Below are 13,682 nucleotides of genomic sequence, written 5' to 3' on the forward strand. Positions count from 1 at the left end.
GGCGTTTGATTACGTTATACTCGCCGGCTTTCAAAAGTTCGCCAACGAGTGCTGCCCGCCATGGAAATCAACCCGATCCTGAACACTATCAAGGACCTGTCCGAGCGCTCCGAAACTATTCGGGGGTATCTTTGACTACGATCAAAAGCATGAGCGCCTGACCGAAGTCAATCGCGAGCTTGAAGATCCGAATGTCTGGAACAACCCTTCCTACGCCCAGGAACTGGGCCGCGAGCGTTCTGCGCTGGCGCAGATCGTCGAGACCCTGGACGAATTGTCCAGTGGCCTGGCCGATTGTCGCGACCTGCTGGACATGGCTGTCGAAGAGAACGACGAAGGCGCGGTCGGCGATGTCGTCGCCGAACTGACTCGCCTGGACGAGAACCTCGCCAAGCTGGAATTCCGTCGCATGTTCAGCGGCGAGATGGACATGAACAACGCCTACCTGGACATCCAGGCCGGTTCCGGCGGCACCGAAGCCCAGGACTGGGCCAACATCCTGCTGCGCATGTACCTGCGCTGGGCTGACAAACGCGGTTTCGACGCCACGATCATGGAACTGTCCGCCGGCGAAGTCGCCGGGATCAAGGGCGCCACCGTGCACATCAAGGGCGAATACGCCTTTGGTTGGCTGCGGACCGAGATCGGCGTGCACCGCCTGGTACGCAAGAGCCCGTTCGACTCCGGCAACCGGCGCCACACCTCGTTCTCGGCGGTATTCGTCTCTCCGGAAATCGATGACAACATCGAAATCGAGATCAACCCGGCCGACCTGCGCATCGACACCTACCGCTCCTCCGGTGCCGGTGGCCAGCACGTAAACACCACTGACTCGGCCGTGCGGATTACCCACGTACCGACCAACACGGTGGTGAGTTGCCAGAACGAACGTTCCCAGCACGCCAACAAAGACACCGCGATGAAGATGTTGCGGGCCCGCTTGTACGAGCAGGAAGTGCAGAAGCGCAACGCCGCGTCCCAGGCACTGGAAGACACCAAGTCCGACATCGGCTGGGGTCACCAGATCCGTTCGTACGTGCTCGACGCCTCGCGGATCAAGGACTTGCGTACCAGCATCGAACGCAGCGACTGCGACAAAGTGCTCGATGGCGACATCGATGAATACCTGATCGCCAGCCTCAAGCAAGGGCTGTAACGCGACACCCACGCGGTGGGCAGGCACGCTTGCACGCAAGCGAGGCCTGCCCGCAAACTCCGGCCCGGGGCCGGGGGCAACGAACCTGTGATGGAATCCTTAAAGACATGAGCGACCTAGAACTCGACCCGCAAGCCCTGCAACAGGAAGAAAACTCCCTGATCGCCCTGCGCAAGGAAAAGCTTGCTGCCGAGCGCGAGAAGGGCCAGGCCTTCCCCAACGACTTCCGCCGCGACGCGTATTGCGACGTCCTGCAGAAGAAGTACGCAGACAAGACCAAGGAAGAGCTGGCCGAGGCGGCGATTGCGGTCAAGGTTGCCGGTCGCATCATGCTCAACCGTGGTTCGTTCATGGTGATCCAGGACATGACCGGCCGCATTCAGGTCTACGTCAACCGCAAGACCCTGCCGGAAGAAACCCTGGCCGCCGTCAAGACCTGGGACCTGGGCGACATCATCGCCGCCGAAGGCACCCTGGCCCGCTCCGGCAAGGGCGACCTGTACGTCGAAATGACCAGCGTGCGCCTGCTGACCAAGTCCTTGCGCCCGCTGCCGGACAAGCACCACGGCCTGACCGACACCGAGCAACGTTACCGCCAGCGCTACGTCGACCTGATCGTCAACGAAGACGTGCGCCAGACCTTCCGCGTGCGTTCGCAAGTCATCGCCCACATCCGCAGCTTCCTGATGAAGCGTGACTTCCTGGAAGTCGAGACGCCGATGCTCCAGACCATCCCTGGCGGCGCGGCGGCCAAGCCGTTCGAAACCCACCATAACGCCCTGGACATGGAAATGTTCCTGCGTATCGCCCCGGAGCTGTACCTCAAGCGCCTGGTGGTCGGCGGCTTCGAGAAAGTGTTCGAGATCAACCGCAACTTCCGTAACGAAGGCGTTTCGACCCGGCACAACCCCGAGTTCACCATGCTCGAGTTCTACCAGGCCTATGCTGACTACGAAGACAACATGGACCTGACCGAAGAACTGTTCCGCGAACTGGCGCAGTTGGTCCTGGGCAGCACCGATGTGCCATACGGCGACAAAGTGTTCCACTTCGGCGAGCCGTTCGTGCGCCTGTCGGTGTTCGATTCGATCCTCAAGTACAACCCTGAGATCACCGCCGCCGATCTGCAGGACATCGACAAGGCCCGTGCCATCGCCAAGAAGGCCGGCGCCAAGGTGCTCGGCTTCGAAGGCCTGGGCAAGCTGCAGGTGATGATTTTCGAAGAGCTGGTGGAGCACAAGCTGGAGCAGCCGCACTTCATCACCCAGTACCCGTTCGAAGTGTCGCCGCTGGCCCGTCGCAACGACGAAGACCCAAGCGTGACCGACCGCTTCGAGCTGTTCATCGGTGGCCGGGAAATCGCCAACGCCTATTCCGAGCTCAATGACGCGGAAGACCAGGCCGAGCGCTTCATGGCCCAGGTAGCCGACAAGGACGCGGGCGACGACGAAGCCATGCACTACGACGCCGACTTCGTCCGCGCCTTGGAGTACGGCATGCCGCCGACCGCAGGTGAAGGCATCGGCATCGATCGCCTGGTGATGTTGCTGACCAACTCGCCGTCGATCCGGGATGTGATCCTCTTCCCGCACATGCGGCCCCAAGCGTAATGGTCTGAATCAAAAAGCCGCCTCGATGGGCGGCTTTTTATTGCCTGTCTGGTACAAACGTATCAATTGGTTACTTCTGAAATAGCGAGGAAACACCTGTCGTGAATCGTGCAATGGCTCCAGAAGGTGCAGCGGGCGTCGCCACTGCTGTCGCTGAAAGTGTTCAGTACCAGGGTCGCAAGGCCAGCCGACAGGGGAGTGAACAGCGCCGCCAGGACATTCTCGACGCGGCCATGCGCATCGTCGTGCGCGATGGCGTGCGGGCCGTGCGACACCGCGCGGTGGCCGCCGAAGCGGGCGTGCCGCTGTCGGCCACCACTTACTACTTCAAGGACATCGACGACCTGCTCACCGATACCTTCGCCCAGTACGTGGAGCGCAGCGCGGCGTTCATGGCCAAGCTGTGGACCAACAACGAGGGGCTGCTGCGTGAAATGGTCGCCTATGGGGACGGCAGCGCCGAGTCGCGCTCGCAATTGGCCGACGACATTGCGCGGATGACCGCTGATTATGTGCAGCATCAGTTGCAGAGTCGTCGCGACTATTTGATGGCCGAACAGGCCTTCCGCCAGGAAGCGCTGCTCAACCCACGCCTGGCGGAACTGGTTCGTTCTCATCAACGAATCCTGCTCCATGGCACCTGTCAGTTTTTCCAGGTGTTGGGCTCGCGCGAGCCGCAACAGGATGCCAAAGTGTTGACGGCGATTATCGGTCGGATGGAATATCAGGGCTTGCTCAATGGCGCCGAGCCTGTCGCTGAAGAAGACATGCTCGGCATCCTGACCCGCTACATGCACCTGGTACTGGCGTCGGTGTAGCCCTTATTGGGGTACAACAGGTCCCCCGTGGCGAGGGAGCAAGCTCCCTCGCCACAAAAAACAAAGCGCTGAAGCCATAGGGAGTTCCAATGAAAGCCTGGCATGCCGTTGTACTGGCCGTGTCGTTGCTGCTGCTCAGTGGGTGCCTGGTGTCGTTCAAGGCGCCGTTGCCCGACAGCGAAGCCGCGCCCAAGGGCCTGCTCGGCCAATGGACCAGCACCAACGCCTGGGGCGAGCCGTTGAACCTGGAGCTGACGCAAGTCGGCAAGCACCGCTACCAGGCCATCAGCTACTTCAGGGCCAAGCCCCGAGAGCGCGAAGCCATTCCCGTGACGGTCTCCCGACACGGCAGCCGCTGGTACCTGTCGGCCAAGGTGCCGGCCCGCTATGGCGGACATTTTGTCATCGCCGGTTTCGAACTGACCGACAAACAGGAACTGGTGGTCTACAACCTGGACATGGAACAGATCAACCAGGCCATCGGCCAGAAGCTCCTCAGTGGTCAGCCGAACCCAAGCGAAGAGGGCGATGGCGTGCTGGTGGACAGCGACATGGTCAAGGTGTTCAGCTACCTCGACGACCCAGCCAATTCCGACGTGTTCTCGGAAGCCGTGCGCTATCAGCGACTGGCCAAATCCCAATAACTGCTACAAGCGGACGTTTTTTTCACAGGAGTTCCGGGTGGACGATTACCAGCAGACGATACGCACCTTGTCCGATCGCATTGTGCTGGCGCAGACGCCGATTCGAATCCTCGACGCGGTGAAGTGGGACGAGAACATCCGCAAAGGGTTTCTCAAGACCAAGGGCAAGGAAATGCCCACCGTGGACCGCGACTATTACCTCAACCGACCGCTGTCGTTCGATTCCAGCAAAGTGAAGCTGGAGTTTCAGAACATCGAGCGCGACATCACCCGCCAACTCGGGCAGTTCAACCCGGTTGGCCAGATCATGCGCCGCATGTGCAAGGAATACCGCATGGTGGTGCGCATGCTCGAAGCGCGCGGCACCGAGGACTTCGGGCTGATTTCCCAGGAGCTGTATGGCGCGGCGTCCGACGCCTTCCACGCCGGTGACCCGACCCTGGCCGACCTGGGGCTGATGCTGTCCGATTACCTGAACAACATCGATGGCCGTGGCGACCTGAAGGACGAGCCCAAGGTCCTCAGCGCCAAGGAAGCCGTGAGCCTGTTGCAGCATCGCCTCAACCGGGTGTTCGGCGAAGCCGAGGAAACCATCCGCGTGTTCGAGTCCGATGGGATCGTGGCCGACGCGGCAGCGGGCGCCGACTACATCAAGATCCGCACCGACGCGATGTTCAACGAGCGCGATGTACGCGCCCTGGAGGTCCATGAAGGGCTGGTGCACGTCGGCACCACCCTCAACGGCCTGAACCAGCCGATCTGCACCTTCCTGTCCAAGGGCCCGCCCTCGTCGACAGTGACCCAGGAAGGCCTGGCGATCCTGATGGAGATCATCACCTTCGCGTCTTACCCGAGTCGCTTGCGCAAACTCACCAACCGCACTCGTGCCATTCATATGGTGGAAGAGGGCGCCGATTTCCTGCAGGTCTACGAGTTCTTCCGTGAACAGGGCTTTGAAATGGCCGAAAGCTACGGCAACGCCAGTCGGGTTTTCCGTGGTTCGGTGCCGACCGGTCTGCCATTTACCAAAGACTTGTCCTACCTCAAGGGCTTCATCATGGTTTACAACTATATTCAGCTGGCCGTGCGCAAAGGCAAGCTGGAGCAGGTTCCGTTGCTGTTCTGCGGCAAGACCACCCTGGAGGACATGCGCACGTTGCGCCAGTTGGTGGATGAAGGCCTGGTCGTACCGCCCAAGTACCTGCCCGACCAATTTCGCGACATGAACGCGCTGTCGGCCTGGATGTGCTTCTCCAACTTCTTGAACCACCTGAGCCTGGATCGGATCGAAGCGGATTATTCCAATATCCTTTAACCACACCAACAATCCCTGTGGGAGCGAGCTTGCTCGCGATAGCGACAGGACAGTCAATACAGCTGTGACTGACATACCGCTATCGCGAGCAAGCTCGCTCCCACAGGGGACTGCGTTCACTTCTGACTTGCGAGGCTTCACCGGATGCGAACCCTCGGCATCATGTGCCTGCTGCTGGCCCTGACCGGTTGCAGCTCCCTGTTGTTCTACCCCGAACGCGGGCTGCCGTTTACCCCGGAGCGGGCCAACCTTGAATACCGCGACGTCACCCTGACCACCGCCGATGGGTTGAAGCTGCGTGGCTGGTGGTTGCCGGTGAAGCCGGGTGTAGAGGTCAAGGGCACGGTGCTGCATCTTCACGGCAATGGTGGCAACCTGGCTTGGCACCTTGGCGGGAGCTGGTGGTTGCCGGAGCAGGGCTATCAGGTGTTGATGGTCGATTACCGTGGCTATGGCGTTTCCGAAGGCGAGCCGAGCCTGCCGGCGATCTACCAGGACCTCGACGCCGCGTTCAATTGGCTCGACCAGGCGCCCGAAGTGCGGGGCAAGCCGTTGGTGCTGCTCGGCCAGAGTCTCGGTGGCGCGCTGGCGGTGCATTACCTGGTCGAGCACCCGCAGCGCCAGCAGCAGCTCAAGGCCTTGGTGCTCGACGGCGTGCCCGCCAGTTATCGTGATGTAGGGCGTTTCGCTCTTGGCACCTCATGGCTGACCTGGCCACTCCAGGTGCCGCTGTCGTGGCTGGTGCCGGACGGCGACAGCGCCATCGGCTCGATCGCGCAATTGAACGGCGTACCGAAACTGATCTACCACAGCCTCGACGATCCGATCGTGCCCCTTTCCAACGGCATCCGCTTGTATCAAGCTGCGCCGCCGCCACGGGTGCTGCAACTGACCCGTGGCGGGCATGTGCAGACCTTCGCCGACCCAACCTGGCGAACCGTGATGCTGCGCTACCTCGACGACCCCCGGCACTTTGACGGCCTGCGCCGCCTGGGCGAAATTCCGAATTACCCGAAATCACCCGTTGAATCACCTGAGAATCCGCAATGAGCGAAGAACGTAACGCCATCCCCCTGATAATCACAGGTATCTGCAGCATCCTCGGCACCGTCGCGGCGCTCTGGTACTACGGCTACCTGCATTTCGCCAAGCCCGAGGATGCGTTGCTGCTCAACGAGTTCACCATGCTCAAGACCGTTCCGGGGGAGGACTACAAGGTTTCCCTGGAGCCGGCGCCGCAAGTGGCCCAGTGCATCGATGGCGTGCTGGTGTTGTTCGACACCGAACAGAAAGGCCTGACCGGTGTGCTGATCAACGAGAAGAAGCGCGCGGTGCGCTGCATGGGCGAGGAAACCCCGCAAAAGCTTCAGCCTTAAGCGAGACCCCTGTGGGAGCGAGCTTGCTCGCGATAGCGGTGGTTCAGCAGCATTGATAGTGCCTGACACTCCGCTATCGCGAGCAAGCTCGCTCCCACAAGGATCGTGTGCAGCCTAATAAATTTGATCATAAAAAAGCCCCGCCTGATTGAAGTCAGGCGGGGCTTTTGAGTTGCAGTCAACCGATCAGTTGGCGCTCATGGTCGAACGCGGGGCGACGGGCTGGTTGTCGTTGGAGATGGTGACCTCCACGCGACGGTTCATGGCGCGGCCCGAGACGCTGGTGTTGTCGGCGACCGGGAATTCCTTGCCGTAGCCCTGTGTCACGATGCGGGCCGGGTCGACGCCCATTTTCACCAGGGCGGTGCGCACGGAGCTGGCGCGGCGTTCGGACAGCGATTGGTTGTAGGAGTCCGAACCGGTGCTGTCGGTGTAGCCTTCGATGATCACCTTGCGATCCGGGTTTTCCTGGAGGAACTGCGCCAGTTTGCTCACGTTAGTCATGCCGCTGGTACGCAAGTCCGACTTGTTGGTGGCAAACAGCACGTCGCCGAAGGTCACCAGCGTACCGCGCTCGGTCTGCTTGGCGTTGAGGCTGTCCTGCAACTGCTTGATCTGCGCGTTGCGGGCTTCCAGCAGTGCGCGGGCGCGTTCGTCACCGGCGTTTTTCAGCTCGGCTTCGGCGTTGCGCAGGGCAATGGTCTGCTTGGCCACTTCGACACGCTGGTTGGTCAGGTAGGCCAGTTGGTCGACCTTGGCTTCGTCCTCGTTATCCATGTAGGCCTTGTCGGCCTTGGCGAGAAAATCGGCAGCGTCCTTGGTTTCCAGGGCCGCGACCTTGGTGGCCGCCGGGTCGGCCTGCAAGCCGTTGTAGTTGGTGCGCGCCTGTTCCAGGTTCGCGTTCGGATCGTGGGAGCAAGCGGCCAGGGCTACGCAGGCGGCAAGCAGGGCGGGCATCATGAAATGTTTGTGCGTCATAGTCTGTCGTCCTTTTATCAATGAGAAGTGCGTCGTGGCTCGAACCGGGTCACTGGACCTTGTTCATGCCTTCCTGACGCAGTTCCTGAACCCCTTTCTGGGAATCCTTGAGGGCCTGTTCGGCCTTGGCGGCCTGGGCCTTGCGCTCGGCGACGCGGGCATCCCATTCGGCCTGTTCGGCCAGACGCTTGGCCTCTTCGTAATTCTCGTCGTGCATGGCGATCTCGGCCTGCTTGAGCTTGTCCTGGGCCGATTTCATTTCCACGGCGGCAAACTCGGTGCCGCCAGCGCTGACGGCGCTGTTGACCGCAGATTGCGTGACCGCGTATTGCTCCGAAGGTGGGTTGCCGGCACAACCGGCCAGAATGAAGCTGCTACCGATAGCCAGGGCAGCCAACTTCAGGCCGCGCAGGCCAGTGGATGAGGGTTTGGCAGTGCAGGTATTCATAGGCTTCAACTCCATTGGAAAACTCCTGAAAAAAACACCATTCCATGCTGGGACCGAAGCCGTGACGTCTGTTTTGGCGCTGGCGCCAGGGCGCGTTTTTTTAAACGGCCGTTCCAGTATGGTTATTCGGTGTGACCCGAGGCGTTTTTCAAAAGTTCAGGCAAGGATGGCCATTCGCCAAAAGAAATACTGACTGATTGGTCAAGCGCCAAAAAGCTGAACTTTCAAGGCGGGCAGCGGTATTCCAGCGCGACTGGGACAGGCTCCGCGCTGGAATTTCGCACGCTGGAAAGGGCGGCAATCAGTGTTTGGATTTGTCGCTGTGGGAGGAAAGTTCGCGCAGATGACGGCGTGACAGCGCGAGAAAACGTGGCGTCGGGCCCACGTCTTCATACAGCGGATCACCTTCCTCATCGGTCGATACGACTTGCGATCCCTTGACGTAGGGGAAGCTGGCTTCCAGCTCTTCCAACGCGGCGCCGATCAGCTCCCCGAGCAGTTCTTCGGGCTGGCGCTTGGGGTACATGTCGCAGATGGCCGCCAGGCGCGCAGCGGCCTCTACATCGAGATGAATCGTGTAGCCGGTCTGGGTCAGGCGACCCTTGGCATTTTCTTCCCAATGCTGGGCAAGCTCACGGATTTTCATGATGACCTCAATAGCCCTGCTTATGGCAGGCGCGACAGTGACAAGCCGTTGTGTGGCTTATCTTGAGACTAGCTTTGTCCGACAAGGTTTAATGTCCCTTCGTCGCTTGTCATAAACGATCAGCATCGGCACTCTCTCCTACAAAGCTGTCCGGACCTTTTGCTGGAGAACTGCTGATGACCGATATCGATGCCCGCCTGCGCGAGGATGTCCACCTGCTCGGCGAATTGCTGGGCAACACCATTCGCGACCAGTACGGGGACACCTTTCTCGACAAGATCGAGCAGATCCGCAAAGGCGCCAAGGCGGACCGACGTGGTTCCATGGACGCCGAACTGAGCGCCAGCCTCAATCAGTTGAGCGAGGAGGAATTGCTGCCGGTCGCGCGAGCGTTCAACCAGTTCTTGAACCTGGCCAACATCGCTGAGCAATACCAATTGATTCATCGGCGCGAAGAATCCAAGCCTGCGCCGTTTGAAGCGCGAGTGTTGCCCGAGTTGCTGGCACGCTTGCGCGCCGAAGGCCACAGCGCCGAATCGCTGGCCCGGCAGTTGGGCCGGCTCGATATCGAGTTGGTCCTCACCGCCCACCCCACGGAAGTCGCCCGGCGTACGCTGATCCAGAAATACGACGCCATCGCCGCGCAACTGGCGGCCCAGGATCACCGTGACCTCACCAGTGCCGAGCGCGCGCAGATCCATGAGCGCTTGCAAAGATTGATCGCCGAAGCCTGGCACACCGAAGAAATCCGCCGCACCCGGCCCACGCCCGTGGACGAGGCCAAGTGGGGCTTTGCGGTGATCGAGCATTCGCTGTGGCAGGCCATCCCCAATTACCTGCGCAAGGCCGACCAGGCCCTGCACGCCGCCACCGGGCTGCGCTTGCCGCTGGAAGCCGCGCCGATCCGCTTTGCCTCCTGGATGGGCGGCGACCGGGATGGCAACCCGAACGTCACCGCCGCGGTCACACGCGAAGTGCTGTTGCTGGCGCGTTGGATGGCGGCGGACCTTTATCTGCGCGATGTCGATCACCTGGCGGCCGACCTCTCCATGCAAAAGGCCAGCGAGGCCTTGCGCGCCCAGGCCGGTGATAGCGCCGAACCCTATCGCGCGGTACTCAAGCAATTGCGTGAACGCCTGCGGGCCACCCGCAACTGGGCCCAGGCCTCCTTGAAAGCCACTACGCCGGCCTCTTCCGAAGTGTTGCAGGACAACCGCGAACTGCTCGATCCGCTGGAGTTGTGCTATCAGTCCCTGCACGAGTGCGGCATGGGGGTGATTGCCGACGGGCCGCTGCTCGATTGCCTGCGCCGCGCGGTGACCTTCGGGCTGTTCCTCGTGCGCCTCGATGTGCGCCAGGATTCGACGCGCCACACGATGGCCATGACCGAAATCACCGATTACCTCGGGCTTGGACGCTATGAAGACTGGGACGAAGAGCAGCGCATCCGTTTTCTGCTGGATGAGCTGAATAACCGACGTCCGTTGTTGCCGCCGCATTTCAAACCGTCCGCCGACACTGGTGAGGTCCTGGCGACCTGTCGGGAAGTCGCGGCGGCGCCGGCGGCGTCCCTGGGTTCCTACGTGATCTCGATGGCCGGTGCCGCTTCCGATGTGCTGGCAGTGCAATTGCTGCTCAAGGAAGCCGGCGTGTTGCGGCCGATGCGGGTGGTGCCGCTGTTCGAAACCCTCGCCGACCTGGACAACGCTGGGCCGGTGATGGAGCGCCTGCTGGCGTTGCCGGGTTATCGCTCGCGCCTGCATGGACCCCAGGAGGTGATGATCGGCTATTCCGATTCAGCCAAGGACGCCGGGACCACGGCGGCGGCCTGGGCACAGTATCGAGCGCAGGAGCGACTCGTGGACATCTGCCGCGAGCAGCAAGTCGAACTGCTGTTGTTTCATGGTCGCGGGGGTACGGTAGGCCGTGGCGGTGGCCCGGCGCACGCGGCGATCCTGTCGCAGCCGCCAGGTTCGGTGGCGGGGCGGTTCCGCACCACTGAGCAAGGCGAAATGATTCGTTTCAAATTCGGCCTGCCGGACATCGCCGAACAGAACCTCAACCTTTATCTCGCTGCGGTGCTGGAAGCGACCCTGCTGCCACCGCCGCCGCCCACGCCAGAATGGCGCCATTTGATGGACGAATTGGCCGCTGACGGTGTCAGTGCCTACCGCGCGGTGGTGCGGGAAAATCCACAATTCGTCGAGTATTTTCGCCAGTCCACGCCGGAGCAGGAGTTGGGTCGTCTGCCCTTGGGCAGCCGTCCGGCCAAGCGTCGCGCCGGGGGGATCGAGAGCTTGCGGGCGATTCCGTGGATCTTCGGCTGGACCCAGACCCGCCTGATGCTGCCAGCCTGGCTCGGTTGGGAAACCGCCCTGGGCAAGGCGCTGGAGCGCGGCGAGGGTGAATTGCTGGGGCAGATGCGCGAACAATGGCCGTTCTTCCGCACCCGCATCGACATGCTGGAGATGGTGCTGGCCAAGGCAGACGCCGACATCGCGCTGTCCTACGATGAGCGTCTGGTGGAACCGGCATTGCTGCCGTTGGGCGAGCATTTACGCGACCTATTGTCGCAGGCCTGTTCGGTGGTCCTGGGGTTGACCGGCCAGTCGCAGCTACTGGCACATAGCCCAGATACCTTGGAATTCATTCGCCTGCGCAACACTTACCTCGACCCCTTGCACCTGTTGCAAGCCGAACTGCTGGCACGGTCGCGGCAGCAGGACGTTGCCCAAGGCAGCCCCGTGGAACAGGCATTGCTGGTGTCTGTAGCCGGGATCGCCGCCGGTTTGCGCAACACCGGCTGACGTCGGGTCGTTACCCGCGACAACTCGCCCGGCTCGTCCGGGCGTAGCCGTTTATGGAGAACGACAGGTCGGCCAGGCGACAGTTTGTTGTCAGGTTGCGACTCTCGCCACCTCGTACGAAGGTCGCGTTCGACGCGGGTTCCTCCGACTTTCGGCGGCTTGTGTGGGTCGGGCCTGCTGTGTATCTTGATCAGCCTTTGGCCGTTTGGGCGGCCACGATCCTGTTTTCCGAGATTGGCCCCACGAGGCGAATCCGAGCGTTTACATAAAAAAATTGAGGAGCACATCGATGCGCGTCATTCTGCTGGGAGCTCCCGGGGCCGGTAAAGGTACTCAGGCAAAGTTCATCACCGAAAAATTCGGTATCCCGCAAATCTCCACCGGCGACATGCTGCGTGCGGCGGTCAAGGCCGGCACCGAGCTGGGCATCAAGGCCAAGAGCATCATGGATGCCGGAGGCCTGGTGTCGGATGACCTGATCATCGCCCTGGTCAAGGATCGTATCGCTCAACCTGACTGCGCCAATGGCTTCCTGTTCGATGGTTTCCCGCGCACCATTCCACAGGCTGAAGCCCTGGTGAGCGCCGGCGTAGAGCTGGATGCAGTCGTTGAAATCGCCGTCGAGGACGAAGAAATCGTCCAGCGCATCGCCGGTCGACGTGTTCATGAGCCGTCCGGCCGTGTCTATCACACCGTCTACAATCCTCCAAAAGCCGAAGGCAAGGACGATGTGACGGGTGAAGAACTGGTGCAGCGCAAGGACGATACCGAAGAAACCGTGCGTCATCGCTTATCGGTCTACCACTCCCAGACCAAGCCGCTGGTGGATTTCTACCAGAAGCTGTCGGCTGCCAACGGCAAGCCGAAATACAGCCATATCGAAGGCGTCGGTTCGGTTGAGGCCATCACTGCCAAAGTGCTTGCGGCCTTGAGCTGAAAAGTCTGATCGGCAGCAACAACTACGGCCCGCTTGCGGGCCGTAGTTGTTTATACTGGCGCACTTTTTCCCCACCTGATTTACGGACACATCAATGAGCACCTTGCTGGCCCTGGACACCGCGACTGAAGCTTGCTCCGTTGCCTTGCTGCACAACGGCAAAGTCACGAGCCATTACGAGGTGATCCCGCGTTTGCATGCGCAGAAATTGCTGCCGATGATCCAGCAGTTGCTCAGCGATGCCGGCACCAACTTGCAAGCGGTGGATGCAATCGCCTTCGGTCGCGGGCCCGGGGCTTTCACCGGTGTGCGCATCGCCATCGGCGTGGTGCAGGGCTTGGCCTTTGCCCTGGAGCGCCCGGTGCTGCCGGTGTCGAACCTGGCGGTGCTGGCCCAGCGCGCCCTGCGCGAACACGGTGCGCGCCAGGTCGCCGCGGCGATCGATGCGCGCATGGACGAGGTGTATTGGGGCTGCTATCGCGAAGCCAACGGCGAGATGCGCCTGGCGGGGCCTGAAGCGGTATTGCCACCCGAGGCGGCGGCGCTGCCGGCTGAGGCGAGCGGTGATTGGTTCGGCGCCGGTACGGGCTGGGGTTATGCCGAGCGGATCGGTGTCAGCCTTGTTGGCCAGGACGCCTCGATGTTGCCCCATGCCGAAGACTTGCTTGCGCTGGCACGCTTCGCCTGGGAACGCGGCGAGGCCATTGTGGCCGATGATGCCCAGCCGGTTTACCTGCGGGACAAGGTAGCAACGCCAAAATCCGAGCGGCTCTGACCTCAAGCGAACGGCCTTCGTGGCGAGGGAGCTTGCTCCCGCTGGGACGGTCCGACGCTTCGGGCGGAGCGGCCCCGACCTTGGTGTGAAAGCCAACTATCGAGCGAGTGCTACGCACTCGAGCGGGAGCAAGCTCCCTCGCCACAAGGACATCGACCAATTTCAGATTTGC

The 13,682-nt window shown here is 61.5% G+C and carries 13 protein-coding genes; 10 read left to right on the forward strand and 3 right to left on the reverse strand.

Going from position 1 to position 13,682, the window contains the following annotated elements:
- The first annotated feature begins 60 nt into the window (after positions 1-60).
- From prfB to J3P81_RS05275, 7 genes are all read left to right on the forward strand, one after another.
- Positions 61-1,156, forward strand: a protein-coding gene (gene prfB, locus J3P81_RS05245; protein ID WP_095963568.1) for a peptide chain release factor 2 whose coding sequence is annotated in 2 segments (ribosomal slippage) — positions 61-132 and positions 134-1,156 — 1,095 coding nt in all. Because the reading frame shifts where the segments join, the coding sequence is not laid out codon by codon here.
- A 107-nt stretch (positions 1,157-1,263) separates the two neighbouring features.
- Entirely contained in the window at positions 1,264-2,766 is a 1,503-nt protein-coding gene (gene lysS / locus J3P81_RS05250) for a lysine--tRNA ligase (protein ID WP_420764203.1), read from the forward strand.
- Positions 2,767-2,867: 101 nt separating this feature from the next.
- Positions 2,868-3,584, forward strand: a complete 717-nt coding sequence (locus tag J3P81_RS05255; protein WP_420764204.1) for a TetR/AcrR family transcriptional regulator — start codon at positions 2,868-2,870, stop codon at positions 3,582-3,584.
- A gap of 89 nt (positions 3,585-3,673) precedes the next feature.
- The gene (locus J3P81_RS05260; RefSeq protein WP_434562495.1) at positions 3,674-4,228 is read left to right on the forward strand and encodes a hypothetical protein; all 555 of its coding nucleotides are present in this window, start codon (positions 3,674-3,676) and stop codon (positions 4,226-4,228) included.
- A gap of 37 nt (positions 4,229-4,265) precedes the next feature.
- Complete coding sequence (locus tag J3P81_RS05265; protein WP_434562497.1) at positions 4,266-5,543, forward strand: flavohemoglobin expression-modulating QEGLA motif protein; 1,278 nt, start codon at positions 4,266-4,268, stop codon at positions 5,541-5,543.
- A 144-nt stretch (positions 5,544-5,687) separates the two neighbouring features.
- The gene (locus J3P81_RS05270) at positions 5,688-6,593 is read left to right on the forward strand and encodes an alpha/beta hydrolase (protein ID WP_434562499.1); all 906 of its coding nucleotides are present in this window, start codon (positions 5,688-5,690) and stop codon (positions 6,591-6,593) included.
- Positions 6,590-6,919 (forward strand): hypothetical protein, encoded by a 330-nt coding sequence (locus J3P81_RS05275; protein WP_434562501.1) that lies wholly within the window; start codon positions 6,590-6,592, stop codon positions 6,917-6,919. The genes J3P81_RS05270 and J3P81_RS05275 overlap by 4 nt, the downstream gene beginning before the upstream one ends.
- A gap of 186 nt (positions 6,920-7,105) precedes the next feature.
- Here the strand turns inward: J3P81_RS05275 and J3P81_RS05280 are convergent, their stop codons facing one another.
- From J3P81_RS05280 to J3P81_RS05290, 3 genes are all read right to left on the reverse strand, one after another.
- Complete coding sequence (locus tag J3P81_RS05280; RefSeq protein WP_420764209.1) at positions 7,106-7,897, reverse strand: OmpA family protein; 792 nt, start codon at positions 7,895-7,897, stop codon at positions 7,106-7,108.
- 49 nt (positions 7,898-7,946) lie between these two features.
- Complete coding sequence (locus tag J3P81_RS05285; protein ID WP_014336761.1) at positions 7,947-8,360, reverse strand: DUF4398 domain-containing protein; 414 nt, start codon at positions 8,358-8,360, stop codon at positions 7,947-7,949.
- Between the two features lie 286 nt (positions 8,361-8,646).
- Positions 8,647-8,991: a pilin assembly protein gene (locus J3P81_RS05290; protein ID WP_420764210.1), complete on the reverse strand. Its 345-nt coding sequence runs from the start codon at positions 8,989-8,991 to the stop codon at positions 8,647-8,649.
- A 176-nt stretch (positions 8,992-9,167) separates the two neighbouring features.
- On the opposite strand from J3P81_RS05290, the gene ppc reads away from it, so the two are divergent.
- From ppc to tsaB, 3 genes are all read left to right on the forward strand, one after another.
- Positions 9,168-11,798, forward strand: a complete 2,631-nt coding sequence (gene ppc, locus J3P81_RS05295) for a phosphoenolpyruvate carboxylase (protein ID WP_434562503.1) — start codon at positions 9,168-9,170, stop codon at positions 11,796-11,798.
- 289 nt (positions 11,799-12,087) lie between these two features.
- Entirely contained in the window at positions 12,088-12,735 is a 648-nt protein-coding gene (gene adk, locus J3P81_RS05300; RefSeq protein WP_420764212.1) for an adenylate kinase, read from the forward strand.
- Between the two features lie 94 nt (positions 12,736-12,829).
- The gene (tsaB, locus tag J3P81_RS05305) at positions 12,830-13,510 is read left to right on the forward strand and encodes a tRNA (adenosine(37)-N6)-threonylcarbamoyltransferase complex dimerization subunit type 1 TsaB (RefSeq protein ID WP_434562505.1); all 681 of its coding nucleotides are present in this window, start codon (positions 12,830-12,832) and stop codon (positions 13,508-13,510) included.
- Positions 13,511-13,682 lie beyond the last annotated feature (172 nt).

Origin of the sequence: Pseudomonas sp. R1-6 (assembly GCF_051132115.1) — a bacterium.
In the GTDB taxonomy this organism is placed as follows: domain Bacteria; phylum Pseudomonadota; class Gammaproteobacteria; order Pseudomonadales; family Pseudomonadaceae; genus Aquipseudomonas.